This is a genomic window from Sphingomonas sp. BE138, assembly GCF_031456125.1.
Classification (GTDB): Bacteria; Pseudomonadota; Alphaproteobacteria; order Sphingomonadales; family Sphingomonadaceae; genus Sphingomonas.
Genome location: NZ_JAVDUC010000004.1, coordinates 194,714 through 212,676, shown reverse-complemented (window position 1 = coordinate 212,676; position 17,963 = coordinate 194,714). Strand labels below are relative to the sequence as shown.

General features: G+C 69.6%; 15 protein-coding genes. 7 read left to right on the top strand and 8 right to left on the bottom strand.

From position 1 onward, the window contains the following. Positions 1–187 precede the first annotated feature (187 nt). The 4 genes from J2Y58_RS07840 (at position 188) to J2Y58_RS07825 (ending at position 3,470) form a co-directional block, all read left to right on the top strand. Positions 188–1,999 (top strand): PAS domain-containing protein, encoded by a 1,812-nt coding sequence (locus tag J2Y58_RS07840; RefSeq protein WP_310101087.1) that lies wholly within the window; start codon positions 188–190, stop codon positions 1,997–1,999. Continuing rightward, the gene (locus tag J2Y58_RS07835) at positions 1,980–2,348 is read left to right on the top strand and encodes a response regulator (protein WP_310101084.1); all 369 of its coding nucleotides are present in this window, start codon (positions 1,980–1,982) and stop codon (positions 2,346–2,348) included. The genes J2Y58_RS07840 and J2Y58_RS07835 overlap by 20 nt, the downstream gene beginning before the upstream one ends. 195 nt (positions 2,349–2,543) lie before the next feature. After that, positions 2,544–3,122 carry a PEPxxWA-CTERM sorting domain-containing protein gene (locus J2Y58_RS07830; RefSeq protein WP_310101081.1) on the top strand — a complete coding sequence of 193 codons (579 nt, stop codon included), beginning with the start codon at positions 2,544–2,546 and terminating at the stop codon, positions 3,120–3,122. Between the two features lie 144 nt (positions 3,123–3,266). Next, positions 3,267–3,470: a hypothetical protein gene (locus J2Y58_RS07825; protein WP_310101079.1), complete on the top strand. Its 204-nt coding sequence runs from the start codon at positions 3,267–3,269 to the stop codon at positions 3,468–3,470. A gap of 105 nt (positions 3,471–3,575) precedes the next feature. Here the strand turns inward: J2Y58_RS07825 and J2Y58_RS07820 are convergent, their stop codons facing one another. From J2Y58_RS07820 to J2Y58_RS07810, 3 genes are read right to left on the bottom strand one after another with little or no spacing between them, the layout of a single operon-like run. Then, positions 3,576–4,046 carry a DUF3429 domain-containing protein gene (locus J2Y58_RS07820; RefSeq protein ID WP_310101076.1) on the bottom strand — a complete coding sequence of 157 codons (471 nt, stop codon included), beginning with the start codon at positions 4,044–4,046 and terminating at the stop codon, positions 3,576–3,578. After that, a complete protein-coding gene (locus J2Y58_RS07815; RefSeq protein WP_310101073.1) occupies positions 4,043–4,666 on the bottom strand; it encodes a YbhB/YbcL family Raf kinase inhibitor-like protein in 624 nt (207 codons plus the stop codon). Before J2Y58_RS07815 ends, J2Y58_RS07820 begins: the two co-directional genes overlap by 4 nt. A 12-nt stretch (positions 4,667–4,678) precedes the next feature. After that, positions 4,679–6,763, bottom strand: a complete 2,085-nt coding sequence (locus tag J2Y58_RS07810) for a catalase (protein WP_310101071.1) — start codon at positions 6,761–6,763, stop codon at positions 4,679–4,681. 153 nt (positions 6,764–6,916) lie between these two features. On the opposite strand from J2Y58_RS07810, the gene J2Y58_RS07805 reads away from it, so the two are divergent. Next, positions 6,917–8,248, top strand: coding sequence for a methyl-accepting chemotaxis protein (locus tag J2Y58_RS07805; RefSeq protein ID WP_310101068.1), 1,332 nt, complete (start codon positions 6,917–6,919; stop codon positions 8,246–8,248). 2 nt (positions 8,249–8,250) lie between these two features. On the opposite strand, the gene J2Y58_RS07800 is transcribed toward J2Y58_RS07805, so the two are convergent. After that, complete coding sequence (locus J2Y58_RS07800; protein WP_310101065.1) at positions 8,251–10,374, bottom strand: ATP-binding protein; 2,124 nt, start codon at positions 10,372–10,374, stop codon at positions 8,251–8,253. Between the two features lie 251 nt (positions 10,375–10,625). Between J2Y58_RS07800 and J2Y58_RS07795 the strand changes: the two genes are divergently transcribed. After that, the gene (locus tag J2Y58_RS07795; protein WP_310101063.1) at positions 10,626–12,038 is read left to right on the top strand and encodes a DEAD/DEAH box helicase; all 1,413 of its coding nucleotides are present in this window, start codon (positions 10,626–10,628) and stop codon (positions 12,036–12,038) included. A gap of 278 nt (positions 12,039–12,316) precedes the next feature. Here the strand turns inward: J2Y58_RS07795 and ruvA are convergent, their stop codons facing one another. The 3 genes from ruvA to lnt all read right to left on the bottom strand — a co-directional run bounded on the left by ruvA (position 12,317) and on the right by lnt (position 15,888). Beyond that, complete coding sequence (gene ruvA / locus J2Y58_RS07790) at positions 12,317–12,913, bottom strand: Holliday junction branch migration protein RuvA (protein ID WP_310101060.1); 597 nt, start codon at positions 12,911–12,913, stop codon at positions 12,317–12,319. Positions 12,914–13,005: 92 nt separating this feature from the next. Next, positions 13,006–14,223, bottom strand: a complete 1,218-nt coding sequence (metK, locus tag J2Y58_RS07785) for a methionine adenosyltransferase (protein ID WP_310101057.1) — start codon at positions 14,221–14,223, stop codon at positions 13,006–13,008. 42 nt (positions 14,224–14,265) lie between these two features. Continuing rightward, positions 14,266–15,888, bottom strand: a complete 1,623-nt coding sequence (gene lnt, locus J2Y58_RS07780; RefSeq protein WP_310101054.1) for an apolipoprotein N-acyltransferase — start codon at positions 15,886–15,888, stop codon at positions 14,266–14,268. Positions 15,889–15,974: 86 nt separating this feature from the next. Between lnt and J2Y58_RS07775 the strand changes: the two genes are divergently transcribed. Further along, complete coding sequence (locus J2Y58_RS07775) at positions 15,975–16,277, top strand: polyhydroxyalkanoic acid system family protein (RefSeq protein WP_310101052.1); 303 nt, start codon at positions 15,975–15,977, stop codon at positions 16,275–16,277. Between the two features lie 243 nt (positions 16,278–16,520). Here J2Y58_RS07775 and J2Y58_RS07770 read toward each other — a convergent pair whose 3' ends face one another. Then, positions 16,521–17,849 (bottom strand): PQQ-dependent sugar dehydrogenase, encoded by a 1,329-nt coding sequence (locus J2Y58_RS07770; RefSeq protein ID WP_310101049.1) that lies wholly within the window; start codon positions 17,847–17,849, stop codon positions 16,521–16,523. Positions 17,850–17,963: the final 114 nt, after the last annotated feature.

Here is a 17,963-nt window from a genome sequence, read left to right as displayed (position 1 = left end):
CGCGCCGCTGCTGCGAACGACGAGAAGCCGGGGACGCACGGTTGCGCGGTTTGGCAGCTGCTCGTCGACCTCGAAATTCGATGACAGTGAGGCGGAAAAACCGTCGCTAGGGCCGTTTCGACGCCAATCGGTACGTGCTAGCGCGGCCGCTGGGTGCAGCATGCCGCGGCATTCGAGCGGAGCGCTGATGACGTCGACTTCCGAAAGCACTTTCATCGACCGCGCCGTCGGGCGATCGTTCGATCGCCCGCTCCCGGCCGTTGCCCAATATGCGGCTGCAGTGCTGGTGATCGTGCTCATGGCCCTGGCGCGGGTGCTGTTTTTGCCCGCCTCACTGCCGTGGCTGCTCTTCATCCCCGCCACGATCGCCATCACCCTGACGCTGTCACGCGGGCCCGGCTACGTCGCAGCGTGCCTGTCTGCGGCGTTGGGAATGGCCTCCATTCTCGGGCCGTCGCACCTGGGAGATCTGTCGCAGTCGCAATGGACGGCGGGCGGACTGTTTCTGATCGTCGATCTGGGGCTCGTCGCGTTGGCAGGGGCGCTCCGGACATCGCTGGCGAAGGCGCGCACGCTGAACGCGTCGCTGGCCGAAAGCGAGCGGCAGGCGCTGGAGCGCGAGGCGTTCGTGTCGAGCGTGCTGGCCAGCTCCACCGACTGTATCAAGGTTCTCGATCTCGACGGTCGCCTCGCCTTCATGAGCGAAGGCGGGCAGCGGGTGATGGAGGTGAGCGACTTCAACACGGTCGCCGGTTGTCCCTGGCCGGACTTCTGGCAGGGCGCTGCCAATGCGGAAGCAGTGGCGGCGATCGGAGCGGCGCGCCAGGGACGGGCGGCGAGCTTCATCGGCAAGGCCGACACGTTCGCGGGTAAATCGCGCTGGTGGCACGTGGCGGTCAGCCCGATCAACGGCCCGGATGGGCAGCCGGCGCGCATCCTGTCCGTGTCGCGCGACATCACCGATCTGCGTGCCAGCGAGCAGGAACGTGATCGCTTCGTCCGCCTGGCGGAGAACAGCACCGATTTCGTCGGCATGGCGGATACCGACGGGCGCGTCGTCTACCTCAACGATGCGGCTCGACGCCTTGTCGGCCTGGACGATGCCGATGGCCGCAGCCTCACCGTAGCGGACTTCTTCCCGCCTGATCAGAACGAGATCGTGCAGAAGGACGTGCTGCCCGCCGTGGCGGCCGGGGGAACTTGGTCTGGCGAGTTGAGCTTCCGCCACTTCGGAACCGGCAAGCTGATCCCCGTCCTGTATTCTGTCTTCCCGATCACCGACGAAGATGGCGCGCTGGTCGGGTACGGCACGGTCACGCGTGATTACCGCGACAGGAAGGCCGCCGAGGATCAGCTGCACCTGCTCAATGGCGAGCTGTCGCACCGTCTGAAGAACACGCTGAGTATCGTGCAGGCCATCGCGATCCAGACGCTGGGCACCGCCGATCCCGCCATGTTGTCGGCATTCAGCAAGCGGCTCAACGCGTTGTCGGCAGCGCACGACGTCCTCGTGAAGGAGAGTTGGTCGGCGGCATCGCTCGGTGACGTGGCGCGTGCCGCGCTGTGCAGCTTCGATGAGTCCCATCGCTTCCGTATCGAGGGGCCGGACCTGACGATCGGTCCACGCGCCACCCTTGCGCTGTCGCTGTTGCTCCACGAACTGGCGACCAACGCGACGAAGTACGGCGCGCTGAGCGTGCCGGACGGCGACGTTGCGATTGCCTGGTCGGTCGCGGGCACCGGCGCCGACGCGACGTTGTCGCTGCGCTGGGTCGAGCGTGGCGGGCCGCCGGCCATCGAACCGACCCGTCGCGGCTTTGGGTCTCGCATCATTCGCATGGGATTGACGGGATCGGGCGGCGTAAACCTGCGTTACGAGGAACAAGGGTTCACAGCGGAAATGTCGGCCCCCTCGAGCAAATGCAGCAGGCGTAGCGTACCGCGTTATGGGACAGTCAACTCCGATAAAGCGTCACCCCGTGTTGGTGATCGAGGATGAACCCATCCTCCGCATCGATGCCCTCGACATGGTCGATCAGGCCGGTTTCGAAGCGGTCGAGGCGATGAGCGTCGATGACGCGATCCACATCCTCGAAACCCGCCCGGACATCCGCATCGTCTACATGGACCTCGATATGCCGCGGGGGATCAAGGGTATCGAGCTCGCGGCGCGCATCCGCGATCGCTGGCCGCCGATCGAGATCGTGCTGACCGCGGCGTATTTCACGGAGCAGGATCTGACGCTCCCGGCCCGCGCCGAATTCTACCCCAAGCCGGTCCAGCGCGACGACGTCATCGCGGCGATGCGGCGGTTGGCAGAGCATGTGGAGGAGCAGTCCGAGCAGTGATGGCGCTCGATGATGCGCCCGCCACACGTCAGAGACGCCGCAGGAAAGCTGTCCCTCGCGCCAAGCTGCGGGAAAAATCCGGTATTTTCGTTACACCCGCATCTGATTCCGCCCCTGCAACGTTAACGCGACGTTAACTTATTGCTGCAAGATCAGGTTAACGGTCGGCATCGCCGGCGAAACAGGGGAAGTGACATGAAGAAGCACCTTTTGGCCGGGCTGGCACTCGCCGGCGCCCTTCTTTCCGCACCCGCCTCCGCCGCCGTGTCGGTCGGCGATTCCGTGACCTGCGGAGCGCTCAACTTCACGTGCTCGGTCTCGCGCGCAACCGTCGGCAGCGGCACCGAGTTCGCGCTCGAACTCGACCAGTATGGCGTTGCCCTGCTGGCGGATTTCTCCGCCGGGCTCCTGACGATCCGGAACGCGGGCAATCCGGTGCTGGCCGGCGGGTTCGGCTTGCCGGATGATTTCGCGCTCTACTTCAGCAACGAGACGTCGACGCTCGACTTCGCCGATCTCGGCGATGTGGACGGCGTCTTCGGGCTGGATGCCGGCAACCTGTCGCTGGACCGCGGCGCGCTGACCATCGACCTCTCCAACGTCGATTTCCTCGACAGCAGCTCGTTCCAGGTGAACCTCAACGCACCCGTGACTCCGCCCACCGGCGCGGTGCCCGAACCCGCGACCTGGGCGATGATGATCCTCGGCTTCGGGGTGGTCGGCGCGGCGCTGCGTCGCCGCAAGACCGCCGCGGTCAGCCGCGCCCTCGCCTGAACGACCGGGCCCTGAACGACCGGGGCGGCGCCGGCCGATCGTGGCGTGCCGCCTTGTCGCCACCTGTCCGCCGCCTGTCCTCCTTGTAACGGGACAAGCGGCGGCGACGCCCTATCTTCGCTCCACTCACCAAGGAGAGAAGATATGCGTTCCGTGATCATCGCCGCGATCGCCGCCACGGTGCTCGCTGCATCCCCCGCCTCCGCCAAGGGCTGTCTGCGCGGCGCGGTCGCCGGTGGCGTCGCCGGGCATATGGTCGGCAAGGGCCATGGCCTGATGGGCGCCGCCGCCGGGTGCGCCGTCGCGCACCATCATTATGCGAAAAAGGCCGCCGCCGCCCGGCACTGACGCCGCGGGCGGTTCGCGCCGGGCTTGTCGAAGCCCGTGGCGTCGCGCCCATACCGCCACCGGCGCGGCGCGAGCTAGACTAAAAGGCGAGTGCGGGCCGGGCGGTTACCCCCGCCCGGCCACCGCCGCCAGCACCAGCGTCAGCGCACCCAGCCCGCCCGACAGCACCAGGCGGAGGGTGCGCCACGCCGCCACGCTGCGCAGCAATGGCCCGACCGCGCGATCGCCGAGCGGGCTGGCCAGCAACGTCACCGCCAGCAGCGTCAGCACCGCTCCGGGCGGCGCGACTCCCGACAGCGCCATCAGCAACGCCGCCCATGCGACCAGGCTCGGCGCCACCGCCAGCAGGTACGGCCACCACCGTGCCTCGCTGCGCGACAGGGCCTGCATCCACCACATCCCGCCGAGGAACGACAGGATCAGCGCGGCATACCCGCCGCCCGCCACCGCCGCCGCCACGCGCGAGTCGGCGCGTACCATCGCCAGCGCGACGCAAAACGCCTGCGGCAACAGCCCCGCCAGGCCGAGCGCGACGGGCGGCGCATGGACGCGCAGCGGTGCGGTCACCCTCGTCACGCCACCTGCGGCGCGGCAGGGGCGGGGCCGACCGGCGCCTCTTCGCCGCGCGAATAGGTGCCGACCAGCATCCCCGCCGCCAGCACGCGCCCGCGGATCGCGTCGAGCAGGTCGCTGCGCCCCGGATTGACGTCGACCGGCACCGCCTCACGCAGCGCGAACAGCTGGAAGACATAGTCGTGGCTGCCGTGCCCGGTCGGCGGATCGGGTGGCAGCCAGCCCTCTTGGGCATAGCTGTTGCGCCCGACATCCGACCCGTCGTCGCCGCCGTGCCCATCCGGCGCGATCGCGCCCTCGGGCAGCGACCCGTCCTCGGGCGGCAGGTTCCACACCACAGCATGGACCAACGGCTGGGGGGCGGGGGCGTCGGGGTCCTCGACCAGCAGCGCCAGCGCCGCGGTGCCCGCCGGCACCCCGCGCCATGCCAGCGGCGGCGACACGCCCTCGCCGTCGGCGGTGAACCGCTCGGGCAGCCGCGCGCCATCGGCGAACGCGAGGCTGGACAGGTCCAGCCGCGCGTCGCCGGTGACCACGCCGTCCTGCACGATCGCCAGCTTGGCATGGCCGGCGCGGACATTGTGCATCAGGCTGCCGAGCCAGTGCGGTACGTGTTCGAGCATCGCCGCTCCTCCTCAGGCCAGCGTGCGGACGTTGGGTTCGCGGTCCCAATAGCGCTGCTTGGCGGCGTCGACGAACGCCTCCAGGTCGGTGACGCCCGCATCGGGCTCCACCCCGGCCTTGTCGAGCAGCGGCTTGGCCGCCTCGTTATGCCCGATCGCCTTCAGGTGGCCGAACGCATCCATCACCCACTGCACCGCCGCGCCTTCCTTCTTCAGCGTCGCGCACGCCGTCTCCGACAGGATCACCGCGCAGGCGTCGACGGTGACCGATGGCTGGCCGAACAGCTGCGCATCCGCCGCCACCGTCGTCCCGTCCGACAACCGCACCGCCCCGACCTTCGGCGCGATCGTCAGCGGGTGGCCGCCCGCCGCCTTCACCGCCGCGATCGTCGTCTCGAACTCCTCGCGATCGGTGCCGTCCGCGAACAGGATGCCGACCGTGCGCCCCTCCAGCGTGTGCTTCTCGCGCGGCCCGCGCACGATCCGCAGCGCCGGGGAGGGTGGCATGTCGAGCACCGGCGCGCTGGTCGGGGATGCCGCGGGCAGGTCGATCGCCAGCCCGTCGGCGACACGCTGCGCCAGTTCCTCGTCGACGTTGCGCAGGTTGGCGAGCTGCGCGACGCGGATGTGCGGGATCGACACCTTGCTCAGCTCGAAGACGAAGGCGGAGGCGATATGCGCCTGCTCGGCCGGATCCATCGAGCGCCAGAACAGCCGCGCCTGCGAATAATGGTCGGCGAAGCTCTCCGCACGGATACGCAGCTTCGGCCCGCTCTCCTCCGCCGGGAACGTCTTGAACCCGTTCGGATCCTCGCGCGGGCCGCCCGGCTCGCCGGCCAGGTGCAGGCTGTTCGGCTCGTAGTTCGCGCGTCCCTTGGGCACCTGCATCTGCATATGCCCGTCGCGCTGCATGTTCAGGAACGGGCAGCCCGCCGCATCGGCGCGCCCCTTGGCCTGGTTGATGGGCAGCTGATGCCAGTTGGTCGATCCCAGCCGCTTGATCTGCGTGTCCTGATAGCTGAACAGCCGCCCTTGCAGCAGCGGGTCGTTCGAATGGTCGATCCCGGGCACCATATGGCTGGGGCAGAAGGCGACCTGCTCGGTCTCGGCGAAGAAATTGTCGGGATAGCGGTCGAGCACCAGCTTGCCGACGATCCGCACCGGCAGGACCTCCTCGGGGATGATCTTGGTTGCGTCCAGCACGTCGTAGGGCTGGCTGTTGGCGAATTCCTCGTCGAACAGCTGCACGCCCAGATCCCATTCCGGATAGTCGCCGCGCCCGATCCGCTCGAACAAGTCGCGGCGCTGGAAGTCGGGGTCGGCGCCCGCGATCTTCACCGTCTCGTCCCAGATCGTCGAGGCGAGCCCGGCGCGCGGCTTCCAGTGGAACTTGACGAAGGTGCTCTTCCCCTCGGCGTTGACGAAGCGGAAGGTGTGGATGCCGAACCCCTCCATCGTCGCGAAGCTGCGCGGCAGCGTGCGGTCCGACATCGCCCACATGATCATGTGCGTCGCCTCGGGCATCAGGCTGATGAAGTCCCAGAAGGTGTCGTGCGCGGTCGCGGCCTGCGGGTATCCGCGATCCGCCTCCATCTTGGCGGCATGGATCAGGTCGGGGAACTTCATTGCGTCCTGGATGAAGAAGACGGGGATGTTGTTGCCGACGAGGTCCCAATTGCCCTCGCGCGTGTAGAATTTCACCGCGAAGCCGCGCACGTCGCGCGGCGTGTCGACCGACCCGGCGCCGCCCGCCACCGTCGAGAAGCGCACGAAGACGTCGGTACGCTGCCCCTTCTTCTGGAACAGGTCGGCGCGGGTGATGTCGGCCAGGCTGTCGGTGCATTCGAAATAACCGTGCGCGGCCGATCCGCGCGCATGGACGATCCGCTCCGGGATGCGCTCATGGTCGAAGTGGTTCATCTTCTCGCGATAGACTTCGTCCTCCAGCAGCACGGGGCCGCGCGGGCCCACCTTCAGCTGGTTCTGGTTGTCCGACACCGGCATCCCGTGATTGGTGGTCAGCACCGGGTGATCGGCATCGGTCGTCTGATGCGTCTCGCCGCCGTTGCCGGCCGGTCGGGTCAGGGTATCGGTCATGAAGAATCCTCGTTCGACACGCGCCGTGCGTCGGCGCCGACTTGCGGTGGATCAAAGACCGGGGTTGCGCCGCGGTTCCGCCGGCGCGCGGATTCATCGTACCGTCACGCACGGGAAAGCCGCCGTTTACTCCGGCAAGCTAGGCCGGGCGGCATGAAACCTGCGCTTCGCCTCGTCCCGCCGCCCCCCGCCGCGCCCGCCGGCGACGTGGTCGACGCCGATTGGGCGACCGATGCCAGCACGCTGCCGCGCGACGCGCCGCTGCTCGCCGCGGTCACCTTGCTGCGTGCGGCGCCCGACGTGCGGATGATCGCGATCGTCGACGATCACGACCGCCCGTGCGGTGCGCTGCTGGAGCGCGACATGCGCGCGTTGCTGTTCAATCCGTTCGGCCATGCGCTGCTCAGCAACCGCGGGCTGTCGATGGGCGTGGCGGGCAAAATGCTGCCATGCGCGACGATCGAGATCGGCAGCCCGGTGGTCGCGGCGCTGGCGGCGTGGCGCGCGGTCGATGCCGCGGAGGGGCTGGTGCTGACGCGCGGCGGGCGCTTCGCGGGCATCGTCGCGCAGCCGGTGCTGTTGCGGATCGCGGCGGAACACGCCGGGCGCGCGCACGCCGCCGAGCGCCGTCGCGCGGGCCGGATCGAGGCGGCCGCGCACCGCTTCCGCACCGATGGCGAGGCGATGGCCCGTGCGCTGGGCGACGTGTCGGGACGGGTCGACACCGCATCGCGCCGGATCGCCGACCGCGCCGCGACGATCGACGCGCGCACCGGGGAGGTCGCCGCCGCGATCGGCGGGACCACGATCAACCTGCAACGGATCGGCGCGCGCGCGCAGGATTTCGCGGGCGCGCTCGGCGGCGTCGAACAGCGGATGGACGCCGCCGAGCGCGTGACGCGGGACGCGGTGGCGCGCACCCGCTCGGAACGCGGGCAGATCGCGGCGCTCGGCGAGGCGGCGGATGCGATCGCCAGCGTCAGCGCGCTGATCGACACCATCGCGCAGCAGACCGCGATGCTCGCGCTGAACGCCACGATCGAATGCGCGCGCGCGGGCGAGGCGGGGCGCGGCTTCACCGCGGTGGCCGGCGAGGTGAAGGCGCTCGCGGCACAGACCCGCACCGCCGCGGGCGGGATCGCCGATCATGTCGCGCATATCCGCACCGCGACCGGTGCGGTCGCCGACGGGCATGCCGGGATCGCGCAGGCGGTCGACGCGATCGATGAACTGTCGGCCAGCGTGATGGCGGCGGTGCGCGAACAGCGGGCGGCCGCGCGCGCGATCGGCACCGACGTCGGCGCGGTCGGCGCCGCGGCGGTGCAGATCGAGGCGAGCATGGGCGACGTGCTGGCGCGCGCACACGAAGCGGGTGCCGACGCAGGGGTGATGCGCGCGCTGGCGGGGCAATTGGGCGAGATCGCGGCGTCGGTCGACGAACGCGTCGCCGCCTTCCTCGCCGAACTCGACGCGCCGGGCGGCTGAGGTCAGCCCTCCGCGAGCAGCGCGCGGACCTTCGCCGCCAGCCCTTCCATCGTGAACGGCTTGGTCAGCAGCGCGACGTGCGGGTCGAGCTGCCCGTTGCCGATCACCGCATTCTCGGCATAGCCGGTGATGAACAGCACGCGCAGCTCCGGGAAGTGCGCCAGCGCCGCATCCGCCACCTGCCGCCCGTTCATCTGCCCGGGCAGCCCGACGTCCGTGACCAGCAGGTCGGGGCGGATCCCGCTTTCCAGGATGCGCACCGCCGCCGCGCCGTCGCCGGCCTCCAGCACGGTATAGCCCAGCCCGTCGAGCACCTCGATCACCAGCATCCGCACGGTCGGCTCGTCGTCGACGACCACCACGGTCGGCATTCCCTTGACCGGCAACGCCTGGTCGAGCGGCAGCGTGGCGTCCTCGTCGGTGGCGACCGTGCCGTGGTGGCGCGGCAGGTAGATGCACACCGTCGTGCCCTGGCCCGGCTCGCTGTAGATCCGCACCTGCCCGCCCGATTGCCGTGCAAAGCCGTAGATCATCGACAGGCCCAGGCCCGTGCCCTCGCCCATCGGCTTGGTCGTATAGAACGGGTCGAACGCGCGCGCCTGCACCTCCGGCGTCATGCCGGTGCCGGTGTCGGTGACGCACAGCGAAAGGTACTGGCCGGGCGGCAGGTCGCGCGGGCGGGCGGCGCGCTCGTCCAGCCATTTGTTCGCGGTCTCGATCGTCACCCGCCCGCCGTCCGGCATCGCGTCGCGCGCGTTGATGCACAGGTTCAGCAGCGCGTTCTCCAGCTGGTTGGGATCGACCAGGGTGTTCCACAGCCCCGCCGCACCGACGACCTCCAGCGTGATCGCCGGCCCCAGCGTGCGGTGGATCAGCTCCTCCATCCCCGCGACCAGCTTGTTGACGTCGGTCGGGCGCGGGTCCAGCGTCTGGCGGCGCGAAAAGGCGAGCAGCCGGTGGGTCAGCGCCGCCGCGCGCCGTGCCGCGCCCTGTGCCGCGGCGACATAGCGGTCCAGCTCGCCGATCCGCCCCTGCGCGACGCGGACCTGCATCATTTCCAGCGCGCCCGAGATGCCGGTCAGCAGGTTGTTGAAATCGTGCGCCAGCCCGCCGGTCAGCTGCCCGACCGCCTCCATCTTGTGCGCCTGCCGCAATTGTTCCTCGACGGCCATCAGCGCGGCGGTGCGCGACTCGACCTCCTGCTCCAGCCGCGCGTTCAGCGCCGCCAGCTCGGTCTCGGCGCGGCGCCGCTCCACCGCGTCGCGCGTCCGTTCCGCCACCTCGCGCACGAACGCCAGTTCCTCGGGCAGCCAGTCGCGCGGCTCGGCATGGTTGAGGTAGAGCAAGGCGACGAACCCGCCCTGTTCGTGGACCGGCATGTTGATGAACGACATCGCCGCCAGCGCGCGCAGCCCCTCGGCGGTGTCGCGCGTCCGGTCGTCCTCGCGCACGTCGGCGATCGCGACCGTGACGCCGTTCTTCAGATCCTCGATATAGCTGCCGTAATCGCGGAAGTGCAGGATGCCGGGCAGCGCATCGATCCCCTCCGCGCAAAAGGCGCGCTCGGTCACGATCGTCTCCGCCACCGGATCCACCGTGCCGTATCCCGCGCGGCTGACCTCCAGCGTGCTGCCCAGCACCCTGGCCGCCGCCAGCGCCAGGTCGCCGGCATCGCCGGGGTCGCGCAGCCGGTCGCCCAGCTCGACCAGCGCCGACAGCCGCAGCTCGGCGCGCTTGCGTGCGTCGATGTCGAAGCTGATGCCGGGCAGGTGCGTCGCGCGCCCGCTTTCGTCATGGTCGACGCGCCCCTGCGCCGCCAGCCAGCGCCAGCGTCCGCCCAGGCCGGTGACGCGATATTCCTCGTCGAACGGCGCGCCGGTGGCGATGCTGTGCGCGATCGCCGCCCGCACGCGCGGCAGGTCGGCCGGCGCGATCCCGGCGAAGAACTCCGCGATCGGCGCCCCCGCGCGCGCCTTGTCCGCGTCGACGCCATACAGTCGCGCGAAGTCCGCGTCGCAGGTGACGCGGTCCGTCGCCAGGTCCCAGTCCCAACGGCCGACCGGGGGCGCATCGATCAGCGGACGGGGTGGAGAAGGACGGGGTGGAGAAGGGGGTGTCGGCGACATGGCGTGGTGCGAACGCGATACGCCGCCGCGGGTTGCGCGCAACCGCTTTGCCGCGCGGGCTTGACTTTGGTCAGTGAATTCGCCATCTGCGACCCCATCGAGGCGTTGGCAGCGTGATCGGACCCACAGGGTCCCGGCTCCGCCTCGGTCGTTTTTCACGGGCTTCCCAAGTCACGCGGGGTGTCGATCTTCCCCGCCATCCGTGCGCCTGTTGGGGCGTGCGGCGGGCCTGTTTGTTAGGACCCTATTCCATGTCATTCGCCACGCTCGGCCTCGCCGAGCCGCTCGTCCGCGCGCTCGAAGCCAAGGGCTACACCGAACCCACGCCGATCCAGCGCGACTCGATCCCGCAGCTTCTTGAAGGCCGCGACCTGCTCGGCATCGCGCAGACCGGCACCGGCAAGACCGCCGCCTTCGTGCTGCCGTCGATCCAGCGGCTGTCGGCGGGCAAGAAGGTGCTGCCGACGCACTGCCGCATGCTCGTCCTCGCCCCCACGCGCGAACTCGCCAGCCAGATCGCCGATTCGGCGCGCGCTTATGGCCAGTTCTCGAAGCTGTCGGTCGCGACCGTCTTCGGCGGGACCAGCATCAACAAGAACCGCAACGACGTCGCGCGCGGCGTCGACATCCTCGTCGCGACGCCGGGCCGCCTGATCGATTGCGTCGAGCAGGGCTTCGTGAACTTGTCGATGCTCGAGATCCTGGTGCTGGACGAGGCCGACCAGATGCTCGACCTCGGCTTCATCCACGCGCTCAAGAAGATCGTGCGGATGCTGCCGCGCAAGCGCCAGTCGCTGTTCTTCTCGGCCACCATGCCGCCGTCGATCCGCCAGCTCGCCGACCAGTTCCTGACCGATCCCGCGACGGTCAGCGTCGTGCCGCAGTCGACCACCGCCGAGCGCGTCGACCAGTCGGTCATCTTCTGCAACCAGCAGGAGAAGCAGGCGCTGCTCACGATCCTCCTGCGTCAGATGCCGATCGATCGCGCGTTGGTGTTCACCCGCACCAAGCACGGCGCCGACCGCGTCGTGAAGCTGCTGGCGGGCAACGGCATCGCCGCCAGCGCGATCCACGGCAACAAGAGCCAGCCGCAGCGCGAGCGTGCGCTGGCGCTGTTCAAGTCGGGCGAGGTGCCGATCCTGGTCGCCACCGACATCGCCGCGCGCGGCATCGACGTCTCGGGCGTCAGCCACGTCTTCAATTTCGAGCTGCCCAACGTCGCCGAGCAATATGTCCACCGCATCGGCCGCACCGCGCGCGCCGGGCGCAGCGGTGAGGCGATCGCCTTCTGCGCGGACGACGAGAAGCCGTACCTGAAGGACATCGAGAAGCTGACCCGCCAGAAGGTGACGGTCGCCCCGCTTCCCGACGACTTCATGAAGCAGGCGGAGGTCCTCAAGGCGCAGCGCGTCAAGACGATCGGCGCCGACCCCGCCCCGCGCGAGGATCGCCCGCGGCAGCAGCGCGGTCCGGCGCGTCCGAAGGCCAGCCACGCCCCGCGCGCGACGCCGGGCTCGGCGCAAGGCGCACGCAGCGCGGGTGCAGGCGCGGGCGGGGGCGGCCGCAACTACGCCAACGCCACCGGCGGCCCGGGCGGCAACCGCCGCAGCCGCGGCGGTCGCGGTCGCGGTCGCGGCGGCAGCGGCGCCCCTGCCAGCGCGTAACGTCCGTCACCCCGGCGCGAGTCGGGGTGACCTCACCTCAACCGTCATTCCCGCGTAGGCGGGAATCCAGACGCGCAGGTTCTCGTAACAGGCGAACGTCGGAGGTTCTGGATCCCCGCCTTTGGCCGCTGGCCGAAGTTCATCCTGAGCGCCTGCCTTGCAGGCAGTCGAAGGGCGGGAATGACGGCCGTCGCGCACGGCTCGCACCCCTGACCCGTTCGCACTGAGCTTGTCGAAGTGCGTGTCCCGCGCACCCTGCCGAGCCGGCCGGCGCCCCGCTATTTCGCCGCCTTGCGCAACGCCAGCCGCACCAGCGCGTCCAGCGAGGCACCGTCGCCCAGTTCCTCCTCCGCCGCCGCGACTGCGCTCGCCGCCTCCGCGGGCCGGAACCCTAGGTTCAAGAGCGCCGACACCGCGTCCGCGCCAGCGCCCACCGGCACCACCTGCGCCGCCGCCGCCGGTCCCAGCGCCACCCCGCCCACCTTGTCCTTCAATTCGCGCACGATCCGTTCGGCCAGCTTCGGCCCGACGCCGTTGGCGCGCGCCACCGTCGCCTTGTCCTGCGCCATCACCGCGCGGCCGAGATCGGCGGGCTCCAGCGCGGAGAGGATCGCCAGCGCCACGCGCGCGCCGACACCCTGCACTCCGGTCAGCAACCGGAACCAGTCGCGCTCGGCGGCGCTGGCAAAGCCGACCAGCCGGATGAAGTCCTCGGCGACCAGCATGTCGGTGAAGAGGGTGGCGGCCTCGCCGACCGGCCCGATGGTCGCCAGCGTCCGCGCCGACGCGCCGACCAGATAGCCGACCCCGTGGACGTCGATCACCGCATGGTCGGTGCCGGTCGAGGTCAGGATGCCCTTGAGATGCGCGATCATGCGGCGCAGCGGTAGAGCAACGCGCGCGCTACGTCACGCCGCCCGTGCAGGCGGCGCAGGGGGGGCGCTCCACCGGAACGCCCCCGCCGAAATCAGGCGACCGCCTGCTTCAGCGCGTCGACCAGATCGGTCTTTTCCCAGGTGAACAGGTCGCCCTCGGCGTCGCGCCCGAAATGCCCGTACGCCGCGGTTTTCGAATAGATCGGCTTGTTGAGCGACAGATGCTCGCGGATTCCCTTCGGGGTCAGGCGCACGAGCTGCGGCAGCGCCGCTTCCAGCTTCGCCTCCTCGACCGTCCCGGTGCCGTGCAGGTCGACATACACCGACAGCGGCTCGGCGATGCCGATCGCATAGGACAGCTGGATCGTGCAGCGCTTGGCCAGCCCCGCCGCGACGACGTTCTTCGCCAGATAGCGCGCGACATACGCCGCCGAGCGGTCGACCTTGGTCGGGTCCTTGCCGCTGAACGCGCCGCCGCCGTGCGGGGCCGCGCCGCCATAGGTGTCGACGATGATCTTGCGCCCGGTCAGGCCCGCGTCGCCGTCCGGCCCGCCGATCTCGAACTGGCCGGTCGGGTTGATGTAGATCTTGGTCGCGTCGTCGATGAAGCCGTCCGGCAGCACGTCGGTGAACACGCCCATCACGTAATCGCGCAGCACCGCGTACTTCGCCGCATCGGCGTTGTCGCCCTTCTCGCAATAACCCGGCGCATGCTGCGTCGACACGACCAGCGCGGTCGCCTTCACCGGCACGCCGTTCTCATATTGCAGCGTCACCTGGCTCTTGGCGTCCGGCTCCAGGAACGGCGCCGCGCCCGAATGGCGGTCCGCCGCCATCCGCTCCAGGATCTTGTGGCTGTAATACAGCGTCGCCGGCATCAGGCCCGGGGTCTCGTCGGTCGCATAACCGAACATGATCCCCTGGTCGCCCGCGCCCTCGTCCTTGTTGCCGCTCTCGTCGACGCCCATCGCGATGTGCGCGGACTGGCCGTGCAGCTCGTTGAGGAAGCGGAACTCGTTCCAGTGGAAGCCCGACTGCTCGTACCCGATGCGCTTCACGGTCGCGCGGACGGTGGCCTCGATCTCGGCCTCGATCCCCGGCGCCCACTGGTCGTTCTCATACACGCCCTTGCCGCGAATCTCGCCCGCCAGCACGACGAGCTGCGTGGTGGTCATCGTCTCGCACGCGACGCGCGCCTGCGGGTCCTTCGACAGGAACAGGTCGACGATCGAATCCGAAATCTGGTCCGCGACCTTGTCGGGGTGGCCTTCGGACACCGACTCGGACGTGAAGATGAACGACTGACGCATGGAGGCTCCGGGAGATAACGATATAAAGATAGCTTTATGTCGTTACCGCGATCGGCGGCGCAACGCAAATCCCGCGATCACCAGCACCGTGCCGACGAGCAGCGCCGCCCAATTGCCGAGCCGCGAAAAGAGCGTGGGGGCGTGCGCGGGCGGGATCGGGACCACCACCGCGCCCGCGACATGATGCGGCACCTGCCCCAGCAGCGCGCCGTCCGCACCGATCACCGCCGAAATGCCGTTCGGCGTCGCGCGCACCACCGGCAGACCTTCCTCGATCGCGCGCAACCGCGCCTGCGCCAGATGCTGCGGCGGCCCCCATGCGCCGAACCACGCATCGTTCGACGGATTGAAGATCAGCCGCGGCCGTCGCGCCGGATCGACGACCTGGCCGGAGAAGATGATCTCGTAGCACAGCTGCATCCCGACCGCGCCGAACCCCGGAACCGACAGCGTCTCCGGTCCCGGACCGGGTGCGAAGTCCATGTCGCCCGGCACCAGCCGGGACAGCCCCAGCGGCTTGAGCAGCCACGGCATCGGCAGATACTCGCCATACGGCACCAGATGCGCCTTGTCGTAGCGTCCGCGGATCCGACCGCGCGCATCCAGCGCGAAGACCGAATTGGTCGCGGTGGTCACATCGCCCTTGCTGTCGAATTGCAGCGCGGTGCCCCCGGTCAGCAGCATGTCGCGCGGCCCCAGCACCGATGCCATCCGCGTCCGCGTCAGCCACGGGCTGGTGTTGCCATAGACCCAGAACGGATAATCGTCCTCGATGAAGTCGCGGATCACCCCCTCGGGCCACATCACCAGCCGTGGTGCCGCACCCGGCGTTCCCGACAGCTTGAGCAGCCGCGCCAGCATCATCGCCTGATCGCTCTCGCCGCGCTGGTCCTGCGGCACGTTGGGCTGCACGACGACGAGCCGCGGCGTGTTCGATGCGGCCGGGGCAGCGGGCGTACGATAGCTGAGCAGCTGCGCGGCCGTCACGACCGCGAACGCCACCACCCCGACGCCGATCTGCCTGCGCCCCGCCGGCAACAGCAGCAACGCCCCCGCCGCCGCGACGGTCAGCCCCGACAGCGCATAGGTCCCGACCAGTGTCGCCAGCCAAGCCACCGGCTGCACCGGCACCCACATCACCGCCAGCGGGTCCCAGGCATAGCCGGTGAACAGCCAGCTGCGCATCCACTCGGTCAGGATCCAGCACGCCCCGAACAGCAGCACGAACGCCGCATCGATCCTTTCCGCTCGCCGGCCCCGCCACGCCAGCCCCGCGCACAGCGCCGGGAACACCGCCAGATACAGCGCCAGCGCGAACGGCGCGGCATAGCCCAGCCAGTGCGGCATCTGATCCTGGAAGGTGAAGGCGTGCTGGAACCAATTGTCGTTGATCGTGAAATGTCCGACCCCGAACGCATAGCCCAGCGCCATCGCGCGCCCGCGCGTCGGCGCGGCATGGACCAGCGCGATCCACCCCGCCAGCGCGGCGATGGCGAGCCACCACAATTCCAGCGGCGCGAACCCGCACGCCGCCGCCACGCCCAGCACCAGCGCGGTCGCCGCCGGATAACGCCGCGGCAGCGCTTCGATCGAGGAACGATAAGACAGGGCAGGGCTTCCTTCGGGCAAGCGGACGACCGTCTCCTGCGACGCCGCGCGCGCCATCGCAAGCCATGCGCGTTCAGGTAGGGCGTGACGATGACGGTTGCGAGGCGTATCAGGCGCGCAAGACACGCAAGAGGAAGGATCGCATGAGCAAGCCGATCGAAGTGGACCTGCCGCACCAGCTCGGCACCGCCGGCGCCCGCGCGCGGATCGAGAACGGTTTCGGCAAGTTCGCCAACTACCTCCCCGGCGGACAGATCACCGAACATCGCTGGGATGGGGACACGCTCCACTTCACCGTCGAGGGCATGGGCCAACGCGTCGCCGTCCGCCTCGACGTCTCCGACCGCAATGTCCACGCGCTATTCGAGTTGCCCGGTCTGCTGGGGATGTTCGGCGAACAACTGCGCGCGAAGCTGCAAAAGGACGGGCCGAAGCTGCTGGCCTGATCCGATACGCCATCCCGGCGAACGATGGGATCTCCCGGTTGGTTGACGTGCCGCCCTCATAAGCAGGTCCCGGCCTCCGCGGGGGCGACGAGCCTACAAACACTGGGTTTACCTCCCTCGCCCCTCGCAGAGGGGAGAGGGATGCGCAGACTTAGCGTTTGCGCAGCAAAGGCTTAGTCGAAGCTGGGTGAGGGGACGCGCTCGCGCCAGCGAGCGCGCGAGCCCAAGGGCTCGCTCAATCCCTCACCCCGCCGCGCTCACCCGCCAGATCGTATTCCCCACGTCATCCGCCACCAGCAGCGCGCCCGTCTTGTCGGTCACCACCGCCACCGGCCGCCCGTGCGCCTCGTCATCCTTGTTGACGAACCCGGTCAGCACATCGACCGGCTTGGCGCCCTTCACCGGCCAGCCGTTCGCCCCGAAGGGCACGAACACCACCTTGTAGCCCGACAGCGGCTTGCGGTTCCACGATCCGTGCTCGCCGATGAACGCCCCGCGCGCGAACCGCTGGCCCAGCTTGGCGTCGCCCGCGAACGTCAGCCCCAGCGCTGCGACATGCGGGCCCAGCGCATAGTCGGGGCGCTTGGCATATTGCTGCAATTGCGGGTTCTTCGGCTCGACGCGCGTGTCGATGTAGCCGCCCCAATAATACCACGGCCATCCGAAGTGATCGCCCAGCTCGACTGCGGTCAGATAGTCCGGCACCAGGTCGGAGCCGAGCATGTCGCGCTCGTTCACCACCGTCCACAGCCGGTTGGTGCCCGGCACCAGCGCCATGCCGTTGGGGTTGCGGATCCCGGTCGCAAAGACGCGGAACTGCTTCTGTTCGGGGAACACCTGCAGGATCGCGGCGCGATTGCGCTCCGCGTCCAGCCCGTCGTCGGCGATGTTGGTCGCCGACCCGACCGACAGGTACAGCGTCTTGCCGTCCTCCGCGACGATCACGTTGCGCGCCCAATGATTGCCGCCGCCGGGATAGGTGACGACCGTCTCCGGCGTCGCGGTGATCCTGGTCGCGCCGTCCTGATAGGGCACGCGCACCAGCGCATCGGTGTTGGCGATGTAGAGCTGCCCGTTCAGCAGCGCCATGCCCGATGGCGAGTGGAGCCCGGTCAGGAACGGCGTCTTCACCTCCGCCACTCCGTCGCCGTTCGCGTCGCGCAGCAAGGTGATGCGGTTGGCCGAGGGCACGCCCGCGCCGACCTTGCCGAGCAGGTGCCGCATCACCCAGCCCTTGATGCCCCCGCCCGAGCGCGGCGGCGAGTTCGTCTCGGCGACCAGCACGTCGCCGTTGGGCAGCCGGTACAGCCAGCGCGGATGGTCGAGCCCGGTCGCGAACGCCGCCGCTTTCAGTCCGGCCGCCGCGGTCGGCGCCTCGCCGGCCTTCCACCCGATCGGGTCGGCGGTCTCGACGGTCGGCAGCATCTGTTCGCGGGGCGGGGTGATGTCGGGCCGCGCACCCGCCACCGCCGCCACGTCCAGCCGCGCCTTGTCCGGCCACGACAGGTACAGGAACACCGCGACGCCCAGGGCGACGAGCAGGCCGATGACGGCAAGGACGTGTTTGCGCATGGCCGCGAATGTAAGCAGTCCTGCGCGGACGCGCCAGCGCGAAGAAAAGGCGCCCGCGGCGGAACGGCGCGGGCTATTTCGGGGCCTGTCGTTGCCCCCGGGCTGCTATTTTCG

Excerpts from the sequence above, each read along its gene's own strand:
- J2Y58_RS07830 (WP_310101081.1), top strand. The coding sequence starts at position 2,544 with ATGAAGAAGCACCTTTTGGCCGGGCTGGCACTCGCCGGCGCCCTTCTT.
- J2Y58_RS07775 (WP_310101052.1), top strand. The coding sequence starts at position 15,975 with ATGAGCAAGCCGATCGAAGTGGACCTGCCGCACCAGCTCGGCACCGCC.
- lnt (WP_310101054.1), bottom strand. The coding sequence starts at position 15,888 with ATGGCGCGCGCGGCGTCGCAGGAGACGGTCGTCCGCTTGCCCGAAGGA.
- J2Y58_RS07815 (WP_310101073.1), bottom strand. The coding sequence starts at position 4,666 with ATGCTCGAACACGTACCGCACTGGCTCGGCAGCCTGATGCACAATGTC.
- J2Y58_RS07795 (WP_310101063.1), top strand. The coding sequence starts at position 10,626 with ATGTCATTCGCCACGCTCGGCCTCGCCGAGCCGCTCGTCCGCGCGCTC.
- J2Y58_RS07825 (WP_310101079.1), top strand. The coding sequence starts at position 3,267 with ATGCGTTCCGTGATCATCGCCGCGATCGCCGCCACGGTGCTCGCTGCA.
- J2Y58_RS07800 (WP_310101065.1), bottom strand. The coding sequence starts at position 10,374 with ATGTCGCCGACACCCCCTTCTCCACCCCGTCCTTCTCCACCCCGTCCG.
- metK (WP_310101057.1), bottom strand. The coding sequence starts at position 14,223 with ATGCGTCAGTCGTTCATCTTCACGTCCGAGTCGGTGTCCGAAGGCCAC.
- J2Y58_RS07840 (WP_310101087.1), top strand. The coding sequence starts at position 188 with ATGACGTCGACTTCCGAAAGCACTTTCATCGACCGCGCCGTCGGGCGA.
- J2Y58_RS07770 (WP_310101049.1), bottom strand. The coding sequence starts at position 17,849 with ATGCGCAAACACGTCCTTGCCGTCATCGGCCTGCTCGTCGCCCTGGGC.
- J2Y58_RS07805 (WP_310101068.1), top strand. The coding sequence starts at position 6,917 with ATGAAACCTGCGCTTCGCCTCGTCCCGCCGCCCCCCGCCGCGCCCGCC.
- ruvA (WP_310101060.1), bottom strand. The coding sequence starts at position 12,913 with ATGATCGCGCATCTCAAGGGCATCCTGACCTCGACCGGCACCGACCAT.
- J2Y58_RS07810 (WP_310101071.1), bottom strand. The coding sequence starts at position 6,763 with ATGACCGATACCCTGACCCGACCGGCCGGCAACGGCGGCGAGACGCAT.